16 protein-coding genes are annotated in these 21,351 nt (G+C 73.8%); 7 read left to right on the forward strand and 9 right to left on the reverse strand.

Translation table 11 applies throughout. The features are described 5' to 3' along the window. Positions 1-128: 128 nt before the first annotated feature. The 6 genes from pcp to AB0E96_RS21440 form a co-directional block, all read right to left on the reverse strand. Positions 129-812 (reverse strand): pyroglutamyl-peptidase I, encoded by a 684-nt coding sequence (gene pcp, locus AB0E96_RS21415; RefSeq protein ID WP_359825980.1) that lies wholly within the window; start codon positions 810-812, stop codon positions 129-131. A gap of 121 nt (positions 813-933) precedes the next feature. Continuing rightward, positions 934-2,124, reverse strand: a complete 1,191-nt coding sequence (locus AB0E96_RS21420; protein WP_359825949.1) for an alpha-hydroxy-acid oxidizing protein — start codon at positions 2,122-2,124, stop codon at positions 934-936. Between the two features lie 144 nt (positions 2,125-2,268). Beyond that, positions 2,269-3,483, reverse strand: coding sequence for an MFS transporter (locus tag AB0E96_RS21425; protein ID WP_359825951.1), 1,215 nt, complete (start codon positions 3,481-3,483; stop codon positions 2,269-2,271). Positions 3,484-3,570: 87 nt separating this feature from the next. Further along, positions 3,571-4,386 carry a MerR family transcriptional regulator gene (locus tag AB0E96_RS21430; protein ID WP_359825954.1) on the reverse strand — a complete coding sequence of 272 codons (816 nt, stop codon included), beginning with the start codon at positions 4,384-4,386 and terminating at the stop codon, positions 3,571-3,573. 83 nt (positions 4,387-4,469) lie between these two features. After that, entirely contained in the window at positions 4,470-5,441 is a 972-nt protein-coding gene (locus AB0E96_RS21435) for an alpha/beta hydrolase (protein WP_359825957.1), read from the reverse strand. 69 nt (positions 5,442-5,510) lie between these two features. Next, positions 5,511-6,476, reverse strand: coding sequence for a helix-turn-helix domain-containing protein (locus tag AB0E96_RS21440; RefSeq protein WP_359825959.1), 966 nt, complete (start codon positions 6,474-6,476; stop codon positions 5,511-5,513). Between the two features lie 103 nt (positions 6,477-6,579). On the opposite strand from AB0E96_RS21440, the gene AB0E96_RS21445 reads away from it, so the two are divergent. From AB0E96_RS21445 to AB0E96_RS21465, 5 genes are all read left to right on the forward strand, one after another. Further along, positions 6,580-7,230: an HD domain-containing protein gene (locus AB0E96_RS21445; protein WP_359825960.1), complete on the forward strand. Its 651-nt coding sequence runs from the start codon at positions 6,580-6,582 to the stop codon at positions 7,228-7,230. 290 nt (positions 7,231-7,520) lie between these two features. Further along, a complete protein-coding gene (locus AB0E96_RS21450; RefSeq protein ID WP_359825963.1) occupies positions 7,521-8,933 on the forward strand; it encodes a DUF2079 domain-containing protein in 1,413 nt (470 codons plus the stop codon). A gap of 124 nt (positions 8,934-9,057) precedes the next feature. Then, on the forward strand, positions 9,058-9,609 hold the full coding sequence (locus AB0E96_RS21455) for a GntR family transcriptional regulator (RefSeq protein WP_359825965.1): 552 nt from the start codon (positions 9,058-9,060) through the stop codon (positions 9,607-9,609). Positions 9,610-9,752: 143 nt separating this feature from the next. Next, positions 9,753-10,670, forward strand: coding sequence for an ABC transporter ATP-binding protein (locus tag AB0E96_RS21460; protein WP_359825983.1), 918 nt, complete (start codon positions 9,753-9,755; stop codon positions 10,668-10,670). Then, a complete protein-coding gene (locus AB0E96_RS21465) occupies positions 10,667-11,662 on the forward strand; it encodes a hypothetical protein (RefSeq protein WP_359825967.1) in 996 nt (331 codons plus the stop codon). The genes AB0E96_RS21460 and AB0E96_RS21465 overlap by 4 nt, the downstream gene beginning before the upstream one ends. Positions 11,663-11,672: 10 nt before the next feature. Here the strand turns inward: AB0E96_RS21465 and AB0E96_RS21470 are convergent, their stop codons facing one another. Both AB0E96_RS21470 and AB0E96_RS21475 read right to left on the reverse strand, forming a co-directional pair. Continuing rightward, positions 11,673-16,304: a caspase family protein gene (locus tag AB0E96_RS21470; RefSeq protein WP_359825970.1), complete on the reverse strand. Its 4,632-nt coding sequence runs from the start codon at positions 16,302-16,304 to the stop codon at positions 11,673-11,675. Positions 16,305-16,322: 18 nt separating this feature from the next. Continuing rightward, positions 16,323-17,207 carry a hypothetical protein gene (locus AB0E96_RS21475; protein WP_359825972.1) on the reverse strand — a complete coding sequence of 295 codons (885 nt, stop codon included), beginning with the start codon at positions 17,205-17,207 and terminating at the stop codon, positions 16,323-16,325. A 248-nt stretch (positions 17,208-17,455) separates the two neighbouring features. Between AB0E96_RS21475 and AB0E96_RS21480 the strand changes: the two genes are divergently transcribed. Both AB0E96_RS21480 and AB0E96_RS21485 read left to right on the forward strand, forming a co-directional pair. Continuing rightward, on the forward strand, positions 17,456-19,678 hold the full coding sequence (locus AB0E96_RS21480) for a DEAD/DEAH box helicase (RefSeq protein ID WP_359825985.1): 2,223 nt from the start codon (positions 17,456-17,458) through the stop codon (positions 19,676-19,678). Between the two features lie 139 nt (positions 19,679-19,817). Beyond that, complete coding sequence (locus AB0E96_RS21485; RefSeq protein WP_359825975.1) at positions 19,818-20,843, forward strand: NUDIX domain-containing protein; 1,026 nt, start codon at positions 19,818-19,820, stop codon at positions 20,841-20,843. 97 nt (positions 20,844-20,940) lie between these two features. Here the strand turns inward: AB0E96_RS21485 and AB0E96_RS21490 are convergent. Beyond that, on the reverse strand, positions 20,941-21,351 hold a 411-nt coding region (locus AB0E96_RS21490; protein WP_359825978.1), incomplete at its 5' end, for an FAD:protein FMN transferase.

The following is a 21,351-nucleotide window of genomic DNA, read 5'->3' on the forward strand; positions in this document are numbered from 1 at the left end:
CAGGGGGGACCCTGTGGGAGAGTAGGACGCCGCCGAACAATTCTTCTGAAGAACCCCCATCCGGGTCCCGGATGGGGGTTCTTCGCATTTCCGGACCGGACCGGGCCCACCAAGCCCCCGGTGACGGGTCAGCCGGGGCGGCGGGGGAGCCAGGGGCGGCGGCGGGGGGTGGCGAGGGGGCCGACGGGTGGCGGGTGGAGGGCGGCGACCGCGCTGCGGATGAGGATGCGGACGCCCTCGGCTGCCGTCTCGGCGGCCATCGAGGCGCTCTTCTCCCGCCCGGACACCTGGCTCGGCAGGTACGGGAGGCGCGCGAATCCGCCGCGCAGGTCCGGGTGTTCGGTGGCGATCAGGTGGGCCAGCCCGTAGAAGACGTGGTTGCAGAGCTGGGTGCCGGCGGTGTGGGAGAGGGTGGCGGGGATGCCGGCCTGCTGGACCGCCTCCACGCAGGCCTTCACCGGCAGGGAGGAGAAGTAGGCGGCGGGGCCGTCCGGGACCACCGGCTGGTCGACCGGCTGGTTGCCCTTGCGGTCGGGGCCCCGGACGGCGTCGTCGAGGTTGATGGCGACCCGCTCGACCGTGAGGTCCGGGCGGTTGCCGCCCTGGCCCGTGGCGATGACCAGGTCCGGTTCGAACCGGGCCACCGCCCTTCGCAGTTCGGCGATCGAGTCGCCGAACACCCAGGGCAGCTCGGCGAAGTCGAGGGCCACTCCGGCCGGCGGACCGGCGGCGACCAGCCGGCCCGCCTCCAGGGACGAGTTCAGGGGATCGCGGCCGAACGGTTCGAAGGCGGTCAGCAGGACGCGGATGATGGCGGACCTCCGAGCGAGCGGGAACGTACGGACCCGATTTGTGCCGTTCGAGCGTAGGGCCGTCCCGAATGTCCCGGCAAGCCCCTCCTGTTGCGTGCGTGCGCCGAAGGCTGATCATGCGTCAGATTCGGCGCAGCGCACCGTTCGTGCGCAGGGAGTCGAGGGTCGGGTAGCCGTCGACGGCCATCAGGAGGTCGGCTTCGGCGAGGAGTGAGCGCAGCACGTGGACGATGCCGTCGGTGCCCTCCAGGGCGAGGCCGTAGGCGTACGGGCGACCCACGCCGACGGCGGTGGCGCCGAGGGCGAGCGCCTTGACGACGTCGGTGCCCGAGCGGACGCCGGAGTCGAAGAGGACGGGCAGGCCGTCGGCGGCCCCGACCACGTCGGGGAGCAGGTCGAGGGCGGCGAGCCCGCCGTTGGCCTGGCGGCCGCCGTGGTTGGAGCAGTAGATGCCGTCGACGCCGCCGTCCCTGGCGCGGCGGACGTCCTCGGGGTGGCAGATGCCCTTGAGGAGGATCGGCAGGTCGGTGAGCGAGCGCAGCCAGGGCAGGTCGTTCCAGGTCAGCGGGTTGCCGAAGACGCCGGCCCACTCCAGGACGGCCGCCTGCGGGTCCTCCTCCGGCGCCTTGGCGAGGCGGGCGCGGAACACCGGGTCGGAGGTGTAGTTGGCCAGGCAGTGGCCGCGCAGCTGGGGGAAGTTGGCGGTGGCCAGGTCACGCGGGCGCCAGCCGGTGACCCAGGTGTCCAGGGTGACGACGATGCCCCGGTAGCCCGCGGCCTCGGCCCGGTGCACCAGGCTCTCGGCGAGCGCCCGGTCGGTGGGCGTGTAGAGCTGGAAGAAGCCGGGGGTGTCGCCGAACTCGGCGGCCACCTGCTCCAGCGGGTCGACCGTCAGGGTGGAGGCGACCATCGGCACGCCGGTGCGGGCGGCGGCCCGGGCGGTGGCCAGGTCCCCGTGCCCGTCCTGGGCGCACAGGCCGATCACCCCGATCGGCGCCATGAACAGCGGGGTCGGCAGCCGCAGGCCGAACAGTTCGACCGTCAGGTCCCGGGTGCTCGCGCCGATCATCATCCGCGGTACCAGGCCCCACCGCCCGAAGGCGGCGACGTTCTCCCGCTGGGTGGACTCGTCGCCCGCGCCGCCCGCGACGTAGGAGAGCACCGAGGGCGCCAGGGCCGTGCTCGCCCGCGCCTCCAGCTCGGGGAAGGCCATCGGCATCGTCGGCAGCACCCCGCCGAGCCCGCGCAGGTAGATCTCGTTCTGGTAGTCGCCGAACCGTCCGTGGATCGCCGGATCCCTCTGCTCGCCCATCCGTCGGCCGTCCTTCCCGTCCGTTCCGGCCCGGGACCGTCCCGGCCGGCGCCGGCAGCCCGTCCCGTGGGAGGGGCGGGCTGCCGGCACCCCGGCATTCTCGCCACGAACCGTGCCGACGACCAGGGCCGGGACGCAGGCGCGTCAGGGTGTCGGCTCGGGACGGGCCCGGTGGCCGTACCGCCCGACGGTGGCCGCGGCGAGCAGGGCGACGGCCCCGCCGAGCAGCATGACCGTGGCGGGGGAGGAGTGGTCCACCACCAGGCCGCCGGCCAGCGCGCCGATCGAGAAGCCGGCCTGGAACGCCGAGGTGAACACCACTCCGGCGCCCTCCGGGGTGTGCGGGGCCGCGGCGAGGAACCAGCTGAGCGAGCACACCGGCACGGCGCCGTACGCCAGGCCCCAGAGCGTCAGCAGGACGGCGGCACCCGGTCCCGAGGTGCCCAGCAGCGGCAGCAGCAGGGCCGCGCCGGCGAGCAGGACGGCCGCCGCGCCGAACACCGGACGCAGGGCCCCGGCCGCCCGTCCGCCGGCCAGCACGTTGCCGAGCAGTCCCGCGGCCCCGTAGACGAGCAGCAGGGCGGTGATCAGGCCGGTGCCGGCGTGGGTGGTGTCGGCGAGGAAGGGGGTGACGTAGGTGTAGCTGCCGAAGTGGGCCACCACGATCAGGAAGGTCGCCGCGATGCCGGTCCGGGTGCCCCGGCCGGCGAGCAGTCCGCGCAGCACGCCCGGCCCGGTGGCGGTCAGCGGCGGCAGCGGGGGCAGCGACCGCAGGAGGGCGGCCAGGGCGAGCAGGGTCAGCACGGCCATCGCGAGGAAGGCCGCCCGCCAGCCGGCCAGGGAGCCGAGGTAGACGCCCGCCGGCACGCCGAGCACCGAGCCGAGCGGCACGGCGGAGAAGATCAACGTGTTGGCCCGGGCCCGCCGGTGCTCGGGGACGAGGCGAGGTGCCAGCCCGGAACCGATCGACCAGAACGCCCCGATGACCAGGCCGAGGGCGACCCTGGCGGCCAGGACGGCCCAGTAGCCGGGGGCGAGTGCGCTGAGCAGGTCCGCCAGGGCGAGGACCGCCAGCAGCGCGCAGAGCATGGTCCGCCGGTCCGCACGCCTGGTCGCGACGGTGACCACGGGTGCGGCCACGGCGGCGACGATGCCCGGCAGGGTCATCATCAGCCCGGCCGTGCCGTCGGAGATCCGGAAGGTGGCGCCGATCGGGGTCAGCAGGCCGATCGGGAGGATCTCGGTGGTGACGATGGAGAAGACGCCGGTCGTCACGGCGAGGACGGCGAGGGTGCCGCCCTCCCGGGTGCGCGGCTTCGGGGTGGGCGGAGCGGAGCGGAGGGTGGTGCCGGTCGGCATGCCGGAGGTCCCGTCGGTGGTGGGCGGTGGGTCGATGGCCCGAAGTCCACCAGGGCGGGCGGGGGTTGGGCTGGCGTGAATCCGACGTCAACGCTTCCGGGAGGCGGGTGTGTCCGCGGCGGCGGTGGAGGTGGCGACGGTGGATGTGATGGTGGCGACTTCGGCCGATCCGGCCGATCCGGCGGAGTGGCGCTGCTTGGCGCGGTGCGCCAGCACGTCGAGGATGCGCTGCCAGACCGGCGAGGCCTCGGCGATCCGGGAGAAGATCACCGCCTGCTTCGTGGGCCGGCTGCTGTTCCGTCCGTGGCTGATCTCCCACGCGTCCAGGTCGTCGATCAGCCGGTCCACGCGCGGATCGTACGGGTCCCAGTCGAGCGACTGGTCGCAGAGCAGGAACAGCCGCGTGGTCTCGGGGTCGTCGAAGCCGGCGTTCTTCGCCCGGATGCCGTCGCGCATCGTCTCGGGGTCGAGGGCCTGCAACAGGATCCACGTGTCGCGTTCGAGCCGTACGGACCGTTCACTGACCCCGAGCGCGCGCATCCGGTCGAGGATGGAGACCACCTCGGGCGGCAGCGCGAGCCGCTCGCCGCTCGCCAGGTCGGCGATCCGGCGCCGGTGCTCGGCGAGTTGGTCGATCCGGCGCCGCAGTTCGGCGTCGAGATCGGTGACGGCGGCGGCGAACTCCTCCGGCCGGGCCCGCAGCAGCGCGTCGATCCGGGCCAGCGGTACCCCGGCGTCGGCGAGCGTCCTGATCCGGATGAGGTCCACCGCGGCCTGCGCGCTGTACCGGCGGTAGCCGGAGCCGTCGCGCTCGGGTTCGGGCAGCAGCCCGACCTGGTGGTAGTGGCGGACGGTGCGCACGGTCACACCGGCGGTCGCGGCGAGTTGACTGATCGTGAGCACCGTCCGGCTCCGTTCCTGTCCCTTGTTCCTGCTTCTGTCCCCGGCGGGAATCCTGTTCCCGCCGGGGTGCGGCGGGGCGCAGTCTAGGCGCGGCGGCGCGCGTGGTCGACGACGTCGCGGATCGCCTGGACGACGGCGTCGGTGCGCTCGAAGACGAGCTGGCTGTGCCCGGTGTCGGAGAGGACGCGCTGTTCCCCGTCGGAGACCGCGTTCACCATGGCAGCGTCCAGCCGGGCCTTGCCGTCGTGCATCGCCCGCAGGGTCTCCGCGGACATCAGCGCCTGCTGCCCGGGGTCGATGCCCATCGGGGTGAGCGCGATCACCGGGACGTCGGGGAGATCGGCCCCGGCCCGCAGCTCGACGGCCAGGTCGGGCATCGAGGCGCGCTCGGCGATCCCGGCGTGGATCCAGCGCTCGCTCACGTGGTACTCGGTCACCGCGTCACGGACGTCGGCCGGGTAGTCCACCAGCAGTTCCTCGGCCATCCGCCGGATGGCCGGCAGGGCCTGCCGCAGCTGTTCCTCGGTGGGCGACATCCGTACGCTGGCGGCCAGACTCGCCTCGGCGGGCACGAAGTCGTCCCAGTTCCGGTGGAAGGCGTCCAGCCAGACCAACCCGGCCACGTCCTGCGGGTACCGCTGGGCGAACCCGTGGGCGTAGGCGCCGCCGAGCGAGTGCGGTACCAGGACGTACGGGCCGGGGATGCCCTGGGCGCGCAGCAGTTCGTGCAGCTCGGTGGCGACGTCGTCGGCGGTGCGCGGCAGCGCGACCTCGTCGCTGTAGCCGGTGCCGCCGCGGTCGTACACCACGGCGGTGGTGAACTGCGAAACCCCTTGCTGGACGCCGAAGTAGTCCAGACCGATCGCGCTCGCGCCGGGCAGGAAGACGACGGCGGGCCCGCCGGTGCCCTGCCGGTGCACGTAGAGGCGGCGGCCGTCGACCTCCTGGAACCCGCCGACCGGGGGGTGCGGCGGAGCGGCGTCGGTGGAGGAGGAGGCGGGCGTGGCTGCGGGCGGGGACATGGGTGTGGTGGCGGAAGCGCTCTCGTTCGTCATGGGGAAAGCGTCCAACCCTGACGTAGCGTCAAGGTCAAGCCGCCCGGGGACGTGTCCGGGGGCCGGGCGTCAACCGGCCGGGTCGTGGGTGGTGGTGAAACGGTTGCGGTACTCGGTCGGTGTCGTCCCGAGGTGGCGGGCGAAGACGCGGCGCAGGGTCTCGTCGCTGCCCAGACCGCTGTGCCGCGCCGCGGCCGTGACGCCGTGGCCGTCGAGGAGCAGTTGCCGGGCGCGGTCGAGGCGCACGCGTTCGACCCAGCGCGCCGGGGTGCTGTGCAGTTCCGCCTGGAAGAGCCGGGTGAGGTGGCGGGTGCTGACGGCCGCGGCGGCGGCCATCGCGGGCAGGCTGTGGTCGGCGGCGGGGTCGGCGAGGACGGCGTCGGTGAGGGTGCGCAGGAGGTCGCTGCGGGCGGGCGGTGTGGCCAGGGCGGTGGAGAACTGCGACTGGCCGCCGGGGCGCTGCATGAAGACGACCAGCTCGCGGGCGATCGCCCGGGCGGCCTCGGCGCCGTGGTCGAGTTCGACCAGGGCGAGGGCGAGGTCGATGCCCGCGCTGATGCCGGCACTGGTGTGGTAGCGGCCGTCGTGGATGTGCAGGGCGTCCGGTTCGACCCGCACCCGGGGGTGGCGGAGGGCGAGGGCCGGGGCGTGGCGCCAGTGGGTGGTGACCCGGCGGTCGTCGAGCAGCCCGAGCGCGGCGAGCACGAAGGCGCCGCTGCACACGGAGGTGACCCGCAGGGCCCGCTTGGCGAGGCCGCGCGCGGCGGCGAGCAGGGGCTCGTCGGGGCCCTCGGCGGCCAGGTGGTCGGCTCCGGCCACCACCAGGGTGTCGAGGATCCCCCCGGCGTCCCGTGGTGCGGCGGTGTCCGCCAGGGTCACTCCGTTGGAGGCCGTGACGGTGCCGCCCTCGGGGGAGACCAGGACGGTCCCGTACGGGTGGCCGAGCCGGCCGGCCTGGTGGAAGACCTCCAGCGGGCCGCTGACGTCGAGCAGCGTCATGCCGTCGAAGACGAGGAAGGCGACCCGGGACGTCATGTCCGGATCCGAGGTGCGGGTGTCTGTGCGGACATGGCGCCAGCCTACGCCCGGCGGCGAAGGTGGAGGAGTCGGTCGAACAGTCGTGAAAGCGGAGGAAACCATGACCAACAAGACGGTGGAGACGATCGCGGGCGTGCGCATCCCGGACAGCGCCCTGGCTCGCGAGGCGACCGAGCTGGTGCGGGACACGGCCTCGCCGCTGCTGTTCGACCACTCGCGCCGGGTGTTCCTGTTCGGCGCGCTGCGCGGTGCCGAACAGGGGCTGGAGTTCGATCCGGAGCTGCTGTACGTGGGCGCGATGTTCCACGACCTCGGCCTCACCAGCCGCTTCGGCCGGACCGACCAGCGGTTCGAGGTCGACGGCGCCGACGAGGCCCGCCGCTTCCTGGAGTCCCACGGCGTCACCGGTGAGCCTGCGCAGCGGGTCTGGACCGCCATCGCCCTGCACACCACCCCGGAGATCCCGCTGCACATGGCGCCCGAGATCGCCCTCGTCACCCGGGGTGTGGAACTGGACGTGCTGGGCCTCGGCTACCACGCGATCACGGATGGGCAGCGTGCCGCCGTGGTCGCCGCCCACCCGCGGCCCGACTTCAAGAACCGCATCCTGGCCGTGTTCACCGCCGGGATCCGGAACCGCCCGGACACCACCTTCGGCAACGTCAAGGCGGACGTGCTCGCCCACTTCGTGCCGGGCTTCGAGCGCGGTGACTTCGTGGAGGTGATCAAGGGCTCCGACTGGGCGGAGTGAGCCGGATCGCGGCCCCGGAGGGGCAGCCCGAAGGCCCGGTCGGCGTCGTCCGACCGGGTTTGACGGTTGCCCGGGGTTCCACCACCCTTCCACTAATCGAATAGTGAAAGGGTACTTTACCGATGCCCGCTTCCGTCTCCCGCAGGCTCCGAACCTCCGCCCCGCCGGCGACGCCGGCGCCCGCGATGCCGCTGCGGCCCGCGACGCCCGTGGCGCCGTCCGCGGTGCCCCCGGCGCCGTCCACGGTGCCCGTGGCGCCCGCGACGCCCGTGGCGCCCGTGGCGTTCGCGATGCCCGCAAGGTCCGTGGCGTTCGCGACGCTCGTGAGGTCGTGCGCCCGCCGTTCCGCCCCGCTCGCCTGGGGCCTGGCGGCCGGGTTTGCCGCGCTCTACGCCTGGGTCGCCGTCAACCGGCACCGGCGCGGCCTCACCAAGGCCTACGACCTGGGCATCTTCGAGCAGGCCGTCCGGGCGTACGCCCACGGGCAGGCGCCGATCGTGCCGCTCAAGGGGCCCGGCTACCACCTGCTCGGGGACCACTTCCACCCGCTGATCGCCGTCCTCGCCCCCGTCTACCGGGCCCTCCCGAGCCCGCTCACCCTCGTCGTCGCCCAGGCGCTGCTGATGGCGCTGGCCGTCGTCCCGCTGAGCTCCTGGGCCCACGAGGTGGCCGGGCCGCGGGTGGCGCTCCTCGTCGGCTGCGCCACCGGGGCCTCCTGGGGGATCGTCCGGGCCGCGGCCGACGACTTCCACGAGATCGCCTTCGCCGTCCCGCTGCTCGCCTGCGCCGCCACCGCACTCGGCCGGCGCCGCCCGCTCGCCGCCGCGCTCTGGTCCCTGCCGCTGCTGCTGGTCAAGGAGGACCTGGGGCTGACGGTGGCCGCCGTCGGGCTGCTGATCGCCTGGCAGGCCCGGCGGGAGCGGCGGCGGTCCCCACTGCCCGGGCTCGCCCTCGCCGTCCTCGGCCTCGCCGCGACCGCCCTCACCGTGCTCGTCGTGCTCCCGTCGTTCAACCCGGCCGGGGGCTTCGACTACTGGCAGCAGCTGGGCGGCGCTGGGCAGTCCTCGTTCTGGGCGTCGGCGCTGCGGATCGGGCGGCCGCCGGTGACGTGGCTGCTGCTGTTCCTGCTCGCCGCCACGGCCGGTTTCGCCGGCCTGCGCTCGCCGCTCGTCCTGCTCTGCCTGCCCACCCTCGCCTGGCGGCTGATCTCCACCAACTCGCACTACTGGGGCGTCAGTTACCACTACAACGCGGTGCTGATGCCGATCGTGTTCGCGGCCCTGGTGGACGTCCTGCGCCGCGCCGACGCACGGCGTGCCAGGCGCGCGCTCGCCGTCAGCACCCTGGTGGCCGCGGTGACGCTGCCGCTCTACCCCCTGCACGAGGTGGTGATGCCCGAGGCCTGGCGCACCTCGCCCAGGCTCACCGAGACCCGGGCGCTGCTCGGACGGATACCCGACGGCGCCACCGTGGCCGCCTCCAACCGGCTGGCCGCCCAGCTCACCGCCCGGGCGCAGGTCACGCTGGTGTGCCGGCAGCCGACGGGCCAGGAGCCGCAGTGGGTGGCCGTCGACCTGCGCGACCCGAGCGTGCTGTCCCCGTGCGCCACCGCCGACACCGCCCGGATGCTGGCCGTCTACCGGGAACACGGCTACCGGCCGCTGGTCGAGCAGGACGGCCTGCTCCTGCTGCGACGCCCCTGAAGCGCCCCGTACGGAGTGCTCCGCGGAGCGCTTCGCGGAACGCTCCGCCGGGAGCCCCCGGTCCGGCTTGACCCCCGTGCCGCCGTGGGCCACTATTCCACTATTGAACTAGTGAAAGGCCGGAATGCCGGTGATCGAGTACCGCATCGATCGGCGCAGCGGCGTCTCCACCTACCAGCAGATCGTGCAGCAGACCGAACAGGCGCTGCGGCTCGGACTGCTGCAACCCGGAGACAAGCTGCCGACCGCCCGTGAGGTGGTCGAGCTGACCGCGATCAACCCCAACACCGTGCTGAAGGCCTACCGCGAACTCGAGCGCGAAGGACTCGTCGAACCCCGCCCGGGGCTCGGCACCTTCGTCCGGCGCTCGCTCGCCCGGCCGGAGGCGGCGGCGGACGGGCCGCTCCGCGCGGACCTGGTCGGATGGGTGGACCAGGCCAGGGGAGCCGGACTGGAGCGCGAGGACATCGCCGCGCTGATGGCGTCCGTCCTGGAACAGCGCTTCGCGACCGGGGCCGACAGCCGGGCCGAGGGCAGCGAAGCCCAGGCCGCAGGCACCGAAGCCCAGGCCGCCGGCGCCCGGGCCACCAAGGCCAGGGCCACCGGCACCGGCACCGGCAGCGCGGCCGAAGCCGCCGACGGCGGGGCCGAGGGCCGCCGCCGCACCGGGGCCTGAGGCCCCGCACAACACCGAACCGAGAACAGTGGGGGGACCGGGTGGACAACCCGACGACCACGGCGCCCGCGTCGGCGCCCGTACCGGAGGCCGAGCAGGGAGCGGCCCCGGAATCCGCCCCGGGGACCACCCCGGGAACCGCCCTGGAGGCCACCGGCCTCGGCAGGAAGTACCGGACCGGCTGGGCGCTGCGCGACTGCGACGTCACCGTGCCGGCCGGGCGGATCTGCGGCGTGGTGGGCCCCAACGGCGCGGGCAAGAGCACCCTGCTCGCCCTCACCGCCGGCCAACTCGCGCCCACCGAAGGCCGGTTGCAGGTACTCGGCGCCGAGGCCGGGGCCCCCGGGCTGCGCGCCCGGATCGCCTACGTGCCGCAGGACAAGCCGCTCTACCCCGGCCTCACCGTCGCCGAGACGCTGCGGATGGGCCGCGAACTCAACCCGGTGTGGGACGAGTCGCTCGCCCAGCAGATCGTCGACCAGGGCGAGTTGAACCCCAAGGCCCGGATCGGCGCGCTCTCCGGCGGCCAGCGCACCCGGGTCTGCCTCGCCCTCGCCCTCGGCAAGCACCCCGACCTGCTGCTGCTCGACGAGCCGATGGCCGACCTCGACCCGCTCGCCCGCCACCAGCTGATGGGCACCCTGATGTCGGCCGCCGCCGAACGCGGCGCCACCATCGTGCTGTCCTCGCACATCCTCCCCGAACTGGACGGCGTCATCGACCACCTGCTCCTCGTCCAGGGCGGACGCATCCGGCTCACCGGCGACCTGGAGGAGATCCTCGACGGACACCGGCTGCTCACCGGGCCGGCCGCCCAGGAGTCCGCCCTGCCGGCCGAGTCCGTCGTCGAACGGCGCGTCAGCGGCCGCCGGGCCATCGCCCTGGTCCGCACCGACCAGCCGGTGGACGGCGACTGGGAGAGCGAACGCCCGAGCCTGGAGGACCTGCTGCTCGGCTACCTCCGCGCACCCGCCGACCCGCACCACACCGCTGACACCGCGCCCCGGCACCACACCGCCGACCCGCGTGACCCGAAGGACCCGAACGAGGTGGCCGCATGAGCACGACCGTCCTGCCCGACCGCGCCACCGCACCGGCCGCCGTCAAGGCCCCCCTCCTGCGCGGGCTCATCTGGCTGACACTTCGCCAGAATCGCCTCCTCCTGCGGACCTTGGGTGCAACGCTGGTCCTGGCGGCGGCCGGCATCCTCTGGATCCACTTCACCGCCGGCAGCGTCGTCAGCGACCTGCGCCGGACCGACTGCTACTACCCCGAGTCCTGGGACAGCACTCGGTGCTGGAAGCTCGTCGTGCAGCTGGACCGCCCGAACTTCTGGTACCTCCAGGTCCTCCAGCCCGCCGTCACCGCGCTCCCACTGCTGCTCGGCATGTTCATCGGCGCCCCGCTGCTGGCCCAGGAGTACGAACGCGGCACCATCCGCCTGGTCCGCGCCCAGTCCGTCAACCCGGTCCGCTGGCTGGCCGTCCGCCTCGCCGTCCCCGGCCTCGCCGTCCTGGCCGTCAGCGGCGTGCTCGCCGTCCTGATGACCTGGGTCTGGTGGACGGACATCGTGAACGGCCCGGTCGCCTTCGACCCGCCGTTCCAGTTCTTCACCTACCCGGCCCTCGGCATCGCCCCGGTCGCCTGGTCCCTGTTCGCACTGGCGCTCGGCGTCCTCGTCGGCCAACTCGTCCGCCGCACCCTCCCCGCGATGTTCCTCACCGGCGCCCTCGTCGCCACCACGGTCGGACTCGTCATCTGGGCCCGCCCCTACCTCTACCCCGCCGTGGACCGGGTCGCCCCCCTGCGCACCGCCCAACCCACCAACTCCTGGCTCCTCGACCGCGGCACCGTCCTCTCCGACGGCACCCGCGTCAGCAACACCCGCTGCGCCTTCGGCTTCAGCACCGACTGCGACGGCGCCACCGCCTCCTGGCTCCGCTACCACCCGGCCGACCACCTCGTCCCCATCCAACTCGTCGAGGCCGGCATCCTGGTGGTGCTCACGGCGGTCCTGCTGCTCGTCGTCCTCCGCCGGATGCGCCGCGCGTAGTGCGCGCGCGTCAGGGTTCGCGCAGCAGCCGCCGCTGCCAGTAGGGAGTGAGCCGGGGCCGGATCAGGACCACACCCTGCTGGGTCGCGACACCGAGGTCGAGATACGGGCTCCCCGGCCGCGCCGCGAGCGAGGTGACGAGAGCGGGCAGAGGAGCCGACCACACCTCCTCGGCCCCGGGAAGGGTGAACATCCTGATCCCGAACTCGTCACTGACCGCCAACAGCGCCTCCCCACTCGGCGCCGCCCCCGTCCACAGCAACCGCCGGGCACGGACGGGCAGTTCACGGGCGGGGGCCGAGGGATGCGCGGAGTCCCAGACCACGACGGGGGAGAGGGCGGTGTCGTCGCGACTCAGTCCGGCCATGTAGGCCAGGACCGGGGCTCTTGCTGGCACATCGGCCCACCTGAGGTAGTGATCGTCACCGATGGTGAGATTGCGAAGTTCGCGGCCGCCGTCGGGCGCGGGCCGAGCCGGGTACACCGGGTGGATCCGGCGGCTGTCCACGTCGAGCACCGTTGCGCAGTCATCGGAACTGGCAGTGGCGATGTACCGGGTCCCGAGATCTCCATGATGGGGCACCAGTGAGACGAGCCTTGCCGGCAGCGTGACGGATGAGTCGGCGAGGGGTTTCCGGAGCGTCGCGTTCCAGAGGAATCCACGAGTCGGAAGAGCGGCATCAGGCGTGTCCACGCGGATGTACTGGCCGTTGGCCGGGAAGTCTCCGGCGGCGGCCGCCTTGCGATTCGCGATGAGCAGCACCGCATGCCCGTCGGCGTTCGCGAACCCGGCTGTACGAGTTATCGTCGACCGATTGTCGACGCGCCATCGGTCATCGGCGACGAATGTCTCCTCGGGGGAACCGGAGAAGAAGATCCGGCCGTCCTCCGGATCGAACCCGACCAGTCGAATGCCGGGGTGCGGCGTGCTCGGTGGAATCAAGTGGTACGACGCCTGCCAGGAAGTCATGGAAAGGGTCGGTGGTTGCGTGCACGTGACTTCTCGGCCGGACCTGATCTGCTGCCAGGAGAGTGTCGACCTGGTGAGTCCTCGTGAGGAGTTTTCGATCTTCCCCACGAGGTGGAAGGTGTCGCCGTAGGCCAGGTGTGCACAGACACTCGAAACGCGGGTTCCTGGAAGGCGGTGAGCGATCAGCGCCTCGGTTTTGTCCTGTCGGAGTGCTCCGCTGTCGACGACGCGGAGGCCGGACCACGACCCGACGATGAAACCGTCGGGACGGTCCGGACAGTGATGGATCATCTGTGTGGTCGACTTGTCGAACTTGTTCTCGGGAATTCTTGGATCCGGTGCGTCTCGGCTTCGCAGGCTCACGTTCCACAGCCTGGCCGTGCCGTCGTTTCCGATCGTGACGATGTCCTGCGTCCCGGATGCGGACGGTGTGAGCGCGTGGAGGCCGCACACGGCGCTCTCATGGCCGTGGAGCACGGTGCCGGTAGGTGAGCCCGTAGTGCAGTCGATGATGGCCACGCTGCCGTCGAAGGACGTGCTGGCGGCGTAGATATGAGTCTCGCCGGCCAGGTCGAGCGGGGTGAGGTGGTGGAGTGACTGGGCCCTGCGGGCTTCGTCGACCCCGACCCGGCCGGTCCCGGTCGAGTACGTGAGGACAAGGCCAAGGGACGCGGCCACGAAGGCCACTCCCTGATCACGTCGAATGAACGCGCCACTGGGAGGGCGCGCCGTCTTGTGGGAGCCCGTCGCGAGGACTTCGGCTGATGCGCAGTCCAGCAGTGTCAGGTTTCCGCAGTCCTCCGAATCCTCACCCGGCTCCCACAGGGCGACCAGTGCGCTGCCCAGCGTCAGTGGCGCATGACTGAGAATCAGCGGGCTTCTCAGGTCCCGCAACAGGACGGTCTTCTCCCAACCGCCCTCGGCGGCATAGGAGGTGACCGTCCCGGCCCCGTGGTCGCACACCACGAGATGAGTCGAACCGCCGCGCCGCACGAATGCGGCAGTGGCGTAGCCCTTGGCCCGGCCGGAAGCGATCGGTATGTCGAACAGTGTTTCCGTGTCCGAGTCGATCACGACGATGTTCTTCTCGGTGCAACAGGCCAGTACGGACGTGCCGTTGTCCAGTTCGCCGACATCCAGGATTGCCTCGAACCGTGCTCCCCGGACATGGTGCGTCACCGTCTGGTCGACGACGTCCCACACCCGGAGGTCGCCTGGTTCATCGAGGGACGCCGCCAGTGCGCGACCGGCGTGCGAGGGCAGGGCCCTCAGGTGGGTGACGCCCGACGGGTGGATGAGCGTCGTGGCCCGGGAGGGATCGTCGATCGGCCAGACGTAGACCACCTCCGATCCGTGGACAGCCGCGATCACCACCCGGCCACCGTCGGGCAGGACGAGGTTGTCCATGCGCCAGCCCGCCATGGACGTCGTCGAGTACGTTCCCTGGTGGTGCCGGCCCACGATGCGGTGCGGGGTCACGGTCCTGGCTTCGACCCGGATGCGTTGTACCGACGCGGACAGTTCCTCGGCGCGGCCGGCGAAGTCGGCCGCGCCGTGGGATTCGGCGGTGAAGGCCAGGTGGGCGGCCCGGTCGATGCCCGCGGCGGCGGGGAGTCCCATGAACCGCTCGACCACCATCGCCAGTACCGGGTCGCACGAGTTGTGGCGCACGGCCGGGAGCAGCCCGGCCGGGTCGGCGGCGAGGACGAAGGCCGGGTCCTCGACCAGTTCCTGGATGGATCCGGCCGCCGCCGCGTGGGTGGCCAGGTGGCGGCGGACGTACGGGAGGGCGTGTGTCCAGTTCCGGCCGGGCGTCAGGTCGAGCAGGACGTCGACGAAGCCCTCCTGCACGTCCTGGAGGTCGCGGACCTTCAGTGCCCGTTGCCGCAGGTAGTCGGTGAGTTCCTGGTGGTAGAGGCGGAAGTGCTTGGTGGCGGACACCTCCGCCCAGGTCAGGTAGGACCCGTCCTCCTGCACCAGGGCGTCGATGTCCGCTTCCCGCAGCGGGATGCCCGACAGCCGGGTGGCGACGAGCAGCCAGATCCGGCGCGGCAGACCGTTGCCCTCGCCGAAGGCGAGGGCGGTGAGCAGGGCGGTCACCCCCGCGTTCCGGTCCGGCGGGATGCGCCGCAGGTAGGCCTCGAAGGCGCCGCCGACGTCGGAGGGGAGGGACTCCGCCCAGCCGGGGACCGTCGTGTCCAGCAGGCCGCCGCGCAGGAGGGCGCTGGCCGTCATGCGTGCCACCAGGAAGCAGTGCCCGGCGCGGCGGGCGACTTCTCCCGCGATGGCGGCGATCCGGTCGTCGAGGCCGGCGTACGGTGAGCCGGTGTCCCCGAGGATGCGGCGCACGTACTCCGCCGTACTGGTGTCGTCCGCGTACTGCGAGCTGTCGAGGTCGATGGAGCCGACCTGTTCGCCGATGTGCGGCAGCAGTTCCCGGCGCGAGCCCACGACCAGCCGCACGCACGGTACGGCGCCCAGGGGCCGCAGCAGGTCCCAGGCGATGCGCCGTGCTTCCGTCCGGTCGCCGGCCGGGCCGGCTTCGTCGAGGGAGTCGATCACGACGCGCAGCGGTGTCCGCCGTCTGGCGAGGGCGGTGAGCAGGGCCGACGGCTCGGCCGCCCGGACGTCGGCGACGGCGGCGAGGCGGGCGACCAGGGCTTCCAGCGTCTGGTGACGGGCGTTCACGGAGACGTCGGAGCAGCCCTCCAGCACCAGCTTTCCCAGCACGGCGGACTTCCCGGAGCCGGGCGCGGCGGTGACCACCAGTGCCCCGCACCCGCCGGGGCCGGCCATGGCGTCCCGCAGCCGGCCGAGGGCCTTCCGCCGGCCGGTGAAGTACGAGCCCGGGTCGTGGACGTGCTCCACGCCCCGGCCCCGGGGCTCGAAGTGCGAGGAGAGGTCCGAGGAGTCGCCCGGGACGTCCCCCTCGCCGACCTGGGCGCTCGGGTCGTGGCCGGGGTTGGGGAAGAACGGCGGCTGCTCGCTCTGGTGGTTCGAGGAGCAGGCGACGCGCTGCTTGCGGCCCTCGGTGACGAACACCTGGTTGACCTTGGCCGCCACCGCCGACGGCGCGAGGTACCGCTGGGACGGCCCGTCGCCGGCCGTGCACACCTCGATGAGCCGCGGCACGAAGGCGCCGTCGTCGGCGGCGTCGCGGTGGCGGGCGGAGGCGAGGACCCAGGTGCCTGCTCCGAATTCGTCGCCGCGCGGCCGGAGGGCCACGATGTCGTCCGTCAGGCCCTGGATCTCGCCGGCGCCCCTGGCCGCGTGGCAGGAGTCGATGACGAAGAGCACGTTCCGCAGCGGTGAGGCCGCCAGGATCTCGGCCATGTTCTGCGGCGACAGCCACGAGCGGGGCCGGTTCCACCGGGTGTCCGCGCAGGCGAGGCGGTACGGCGCGCCGGGGACGGGCTGGTCGCCGTGGCCGGCGTAGTAGACGACCACGACGTCCTCCGCGGTGAGCCCGCCGCCCGCGCACCAGTCGGCGAGCGCGTCCTCGAACTCCGAGGAGACCGGGTCGTGGGAGACCTCCCCGAGCACCCGGGTGTAGCCCATGCCCGGCGAGGTGAGGAACGCCGCCATCCGCTCGACGTCGTCGAGGGCGCGGGGGAGGTGGTCGAACTCGTCGGCACCGTACGTGGACGTACCGGCAGCGATCAGGTAGTGCATGGGCCGGCCGGTCTCCTCTTACTTCAGCCCTGCGGTGACGGCCCGTCCGGTCTCCACGGCCGTGAGGTAGTGCGTCGCGTCGTGCATGTGGGAGCCGTTGTTCACCGGGACGTCGGTGACCCGGGGGCCGAAGGCGGGGCGGAGTTCCCGCACGGCGGCGACGATGTCCGTCGCGTCGGCGATGTTGGTCCAGGACCGGAGGGCCTTGGGCCACCGGGCCTTGCGGTCGACGGGCCGGGGCCGGAGGCGGTCCAGGACGAGCGCGCCCATGCCGAGCGGCGAGCCCAGGGTGACGAGCATCCGGACGTCCCGGTCGGGGTGGTCCTCCTGGCACAGGGTTTCGTACGCGACGACGGAGCCCAGCGAGTGGGCCACGACCACCCGGGTCTCCGGCCCGATCCGGGCGGCGACCCGGGCCTGGGCGGCCTCGCGGATCCGCTCGTCCTCCAGGTAGCGCGTCAGCTGCTTCAGACTGCCGATCAGCGCCGCGTCCAGCACGCCGCGCAGGTACTTCGCGCCGGTGAGCGCGTCGAGGGCCCGGCGGACGGTGTGGATCCGGAGCGACCGGGACGCGGCCCAGCCGGCCGCCCCGCGGGTGCCGGGCTCGTCCGGGGCGGGCACGCCCGGGTCGGTCCGGGCGGCCTCCGCCCACCAGGCCATGAGGAGCCGGAACTCCTCCTCGGTCTCGATGTCGGCCGCGTCGTAGGTCGGCCGGGCTGCCGCGCGGGTGCCCTTGGGGCGGAAGAGGTCGCCGTAGAACGCGACGGCCACGTCCGTCGGTTCGGGGACCGGTCCGCCGGCGAGCCTCGCACCGCCCATGAGTTCGGGGACGAGGTCCCGCGCCAGCGAGTCCTCACTGAGGAACTGCTTCCCGACACCGTGCACGAAGACAACCTTGGCCATACCCCGCCCTCCCTGTAGCGCGAGAGCCTACCGCCGGGCGCCCGGACCGCGGCCCCGTTCGGCCTCCCGGGGGTCCCGACCGGCCCGCCCCGCCCCGGCCGGTCCCGCCCCGCCCAGCCCCGGCCGCCCAGGCCTCCGCTCCCCGTCCTGCCCCGCCCCGGCCGGGGAGCGGAGGCGAGTGGAATCATGGGGTCCTGGTTGTGCGCACGAAGCGAAGTCGCGTGCGCGAAGCGGAGACGGGGCGGGCGATGGGGGAGCGGCGGCGGGGCGGACGGCGGCCCGGAGCGGTCCTCGCCGAGGCGGAGGGCCTGCGGGCCGCGGCCGGGGCGGTCGTAGCGGACCACCGCGGCGCCGTGGAGCAGGTGCGGCTGGCGTACGTCGGCGTGCGGGACCGGCTGGTGCGCGAGGAACTGGACTCCATCCCGGTGGCGCGGCTCCGGGACGTGACCGAAGGCCGGCTGCGGGTCGGGGCGTTGGAGGCGGCCGGGCTGGCGACGGTGCGGCAGGTGGCGGAGGCCTCCGGCTACACGCTGAGGCTGATCCCGGGGATCGGGGCGCAGACGGCGGCGCAGGCGCTGGCCGCGGCCGGGCAGATCGCCAGGGCGGTCGAGCAGACGGTGGCGGTGCGGCTGGACGTCGAGCGGCAGGACGGGACGGGCACCGCGCTGGTCGTCGCGCTCCAGCGGCTGGTGGCCGCCGGGCCGGAGGCGCGGCGGGCCCGGGAGGCCGCGGAGCGGGTCGAGGCCGAACTGGAGCCGCTGGTGGCGGCGGCGCAGCCGGCCCGGGGGGTGCTGCGCGGGCTGCTGGCCGGCCGGGAGCGGCGGGCGCTGGCTCAGGCGGCGGTCGAGGGGCTGGAGAAGGCGCTGGCCGGGTACGGGGCGCAGGAGGTCCCGGTGCTGCTCGCCCAGGCTTCGGTGGACCTGCTGCGTCCGCCGGTCGACCCGGTCGAGGCGTGGACGGACTTCGAGCTCCGCTCGGCCGACTACTACGGCGTGCTCGGCGGGATCGTCGAGGAGGCCGGGGTCGAACTCGCCGCCGCCGAGGGGTTCCTGCCCGGGGAACTGTCGGACCGGGTGCGGGCCGAGCCGCTGGACGACGCCCACTGCCGGGTCTCGCTGCGCGGCTACCAGGCGTTCGGGGCGCGGTTCGCGCTCGCCCAGCGGCGGGTCATCATCGGGGACGAGATGGGCCTGGGCAAGACGGTGCAGGCGATCGCCGTGCTGGCGCACCTGCGGGCCGGGGGGAGCACCCACTTCCTGGTGGTCTGCCCGGCCAGCGTCCTGATCAACTGGAGCAGGGAGGTCGAGTCCCGCAGCACCCTGCGGGCGTTCCGGGTGCACGGCCCGGACCGGGAGCCGGCGCTCGCCGAGTGGCTGCGGGACGGCGGGGTCGCGGTGGTGACCTTCGACGGGCTGCGCCGCCCGGAGCTTGCGGAGGCGGCCGAGGCGGTCACGGTCGGGATGGTCGTGGTGGACGAGGCGCACTTCGTCAAGAACCCCGACGCGCAGCGCTCCCGGGCGGTGGCCGCCTGGGCGGAGCGGGTGGAGCGGGTGCTGTTCCTGACCGGGACGCCGATGGAGAACCGGGTGGACGAGTTCCGCGCCCTGGTGCGGTACCTCCAGCCCGACTTGCTGCCGGGGCTTCAGCAGGTCTCGGGGGCCGCGGGGCCGGCGGTCTTCCGCAGGGCGGTCGCCCCGGCGTACCTGCGCCGCAACCAGCGGGACGTGCTCACCGAGCTGCCCGAGGTGGTGCACGTGGACGAGTGGGAGGAGTTCTCGCCGGCCGACCTCGCCGCCTACCGGTCGGCCGTCGCGGCGGGCAACTTCCCGGCGATGCGCCGGGCCGGGTACGCGGACCCGGCGGAGTCGGCCAAGCTGCGGCGGCTGCTGGAGATCGTCCGGGAGGCGGCGGACAGCGGGCTGAAGGTGGTGGTCTTCTCGTTCTTCCGGGACGTCCTGGCGGCGGTCCGATCGGCCCTGGAGCAGCGGGAGCCCGGGCCGGATGGGGAGTCCGGGGGGCCCGGGCCGGGCCGGGCGTTCGGGCCGATCGACGGCTCCCTGGACGCGGTGCGGCGGCAGGACGTGGTGGACGCCTTCGGTGCGGAGCCCGGGCACGCGGTGCTGCTCTGTCAGATCCAGGCCGGGGGCGTGGGGCTGAACGTCCAGGCGGCCTCGGTGGTGATCCTCTGCGAGCCGCAGGTCAAGCCGACCCTGGAGGAGCAGGCGGTGGCGCGGTCGCGCCGGATGGGGCAGGTCCGCCGGGTGCGGGTGCACCGGCTGCTGGCGGCGGACAGCGTCGACCAGCGGATGCTGGACCTGCTGCGGGCCAAGAGCCGGCTCTTCGACGACTACGCGCGGCGCAGCGAGGTCGCGGAGTCGACGCCGGAGGCGGTGGACGTGTCGGAGCAGTCGCTGGCGGCGCGGATCGTCGAGGAGGAGCAGGTGCGGCTGGCGGTCGCCGACGGCCGGTAGGCGGGGCGTCCGCCCGGGCGGAGCGCGGAGGGCGGAGGACGGACGGCCCGGCGCCGCTCGTCGGCGGGTGCGGCCCTTCCGCCGACGGGCGGGGCGGCTCCACAATGGGGCCGTCGATCGCGGAAGTGGGGGGTCCGGGGTGGAGTGGCTGCTGGGGATCGGTGGGGCGCTGCTGCTCGGCGTGCTGACCAATCTGGTGTACGACTTCGCCAAGTTCGGCGGTTCGCGGCTCGGCTCCCGGGTGCCGGCGCCCCGGGTCCGGCGGGCGAGCCTGACGGTGGCCGCCCGGGCGCACGACGTGCGGGCGGACGGACTGGCACCGCTGATCACCTGGTCGGCCGCCAGGCCGCTGGCGCCGGGCACCCTGGTGACGGCGCACCGCGGGCGGGTGGAGCGCCCGCACGTGCTGGAGGCGGTCGGCTGGGACGGCGAGGTGGTGCGCCGCCGGGCGGCCGGTGCGGCGGGCCGGACGGCGTACATCTCGCGGCTGACGGTCGATCACGGCGAGCACGGCGGCGCGCGCGTCTGCGAGGTGGACATCGCCGAGAGCGACTACGCGGAGTGCATGGCCACCACGGGGCTGGGCCGGGAGGACCCGGAGGCGGCCCGGCTGCTGCGCGAGGCGCTGGACCGGGGCCTGACGAGCTTCGTGGCCGTGGCGCCGCCCACGATGGTCAGCGCCTGTGTCGCGGTCCGGGACCGGTCGGGGCGGCTGCTGCTGCTCCGCCGCTCGCTGGCGGTCGAGACCTTCCCGGCGCAGTGGACGGTCGGGATCAACGAGACGATGAAGTACCGCGACGAGCCGGGCGCCGCCGAGGACTTCTACGGACTGGTCCGGCGGGCCCTGGAGGAGGAGCTGGGGCTGCTGCCGGAGGACGTCGGGCCGACCGCGATCACCTGGCTGGGCTGGAGCGAGCCGGCCTCCTGCTACACGCTGGTGGCCACCGTCCGGTCCCGGCTGGACGCGGCCGCGATCGACCGCCGTCGCGAGGCCTGCCACAGCACCTTCGAGCACGACATGGCCGTCTGGGTGCCGTTCACCCGCCGGACGGTCTCCGAACTGGTCGAGGGCGGCACCTGCCCGGACGGTTCGCGGCGCTGGTCGTACCTCGCGCCGCTGGTGGCCCGGGAGGCCTGGCGGGCGGCGCAGCAGGAGCGGCCGTAGAACCGGGGCGGAGCGGGGGAACGAAGGTTTCCGGGAACGCGCGTTCCCGGGAACGCCCGTTCCGCATCCGGAACGCGCGTTCCGCGGCCCCGGTCCGTCAGCCGACGGCGGACCGCCAGTCCGCGGGACCGCTCGCCGGCAGGTGCCCGGGCAGGCCCGGCGTCCAGCGCTTGGTGCCGTCCGGCAGCACGGCCAGGGCCTCGATGCCGGGCCGGCGGGCGGCCCAGGCGAGGGCGCGGTCCGCGCCCATGGCGAAGGCGGCGGTGGCCCAGGCGTCGGTGCGGGCGATGCCGGTGCCCGGCGCGCCGACCAGGGTGAGCGAGGCCAGGCCCTCGGCCGGGCGGCCGGTGTGCGGGTCGAGGACGTGCGCGCCGCGCTCGGCGGTGCCGGAGGTGGCCACGGCCAGGTCGTGGCCGGCCAGGACGGCGGCCAGCAGCCCCGGCCGCCGGGGGACTACTCTCCCACAGGGTCCCCCCTGCAGTACCATCGGCGCTGTAAGGCTTAGCTT

This window comes from Kitasatospora sp. NPDC036755 (assembly GCF_040636595.1).
Classification (GTDB): domain Bacteria; phylum Actinomycetota; class Actinomycetes; order Streptomycetales; family Streptomycetaceae; genus Kitasatospora.

Coding starts and splice junctions, on each gene's coding strand:
- AB0E96_RS21450 (WP_359825963.1), top strand. CDS start 7,521: ATGCCCGCAAGGTCCGTGGCGTTCGCGACGCTCGTGAGGTCGTGCGCC.
- AB0E96_RS21470 (WP_359825970.1), bottom strand. CDS start 16,304: ATGCACTACCTGATCGCTGCCGGTACGTCCACGTACGGTGCCGACGAG.
- AB0E96_RS21480 (WP_359825985.1), top strand. CDS start 17,456: ATGGGGGAGCGGCGGCGGGGCGGACGGCGGCCCGGAGCGGTCCTCGCC.
- AB0E96_RS21465 (WP_359825967.1), top strand. CDS start 10,667: ATGAGCACGACCGTCCTGCCCGACCGCGCCACCGCACCGGCCGCCGTC.
- AB0E96_RS21455 (WP_359825965.1), top strand. CDS start 9,058: ATGCCGGTGATCGAGTACCGCATCGATCGGCGCAGCGGCGTCTCCACC.
- AB0E96_RS21445 (WP_359825960.1), top strand. CDS start 6,580: ATGACCAACAAGACGGTGGAGACGATCGCGGGCGTGCGCATCCCGGAC.
- AB0E96_RS21425 (WP_359825951.1), bottom strand. CDS start 3,483: ATGCCGACCGGCACCACCCTCCGCTCCGCTCCGCCCACCCCGAAGCCG.
- AB0E96_RS21435 (WP_359825957.1), bottom strand. CDS start 5,441: ATGACGAACGAGAGCGCTTCCGCCACCACACCCATGTCCCCGCCCGCA.
- AB0E96_RS21440 (WP_359825959.1), bottom strand. CDS start 6,476: ATGACGTCCCGGGTCGCCTTCCTCGTCTTCGACGGCATGACGCTGCTC.
- AB0E96_RS21420 (WP_359825949.1), bottom strand. CDS start 2,124: ATGGGCGAGCAGAGGGATCCGGCGATCCACGGACGGTTCGGCGACTAC.
- AB0E96_RS21475 (WP_359825972.1), bottom strand. CDS start 17,207: ATGGCCAAGGTTGTCTTCGTGCACGGTGTCGGGAAGCAGTTCCTCAGT.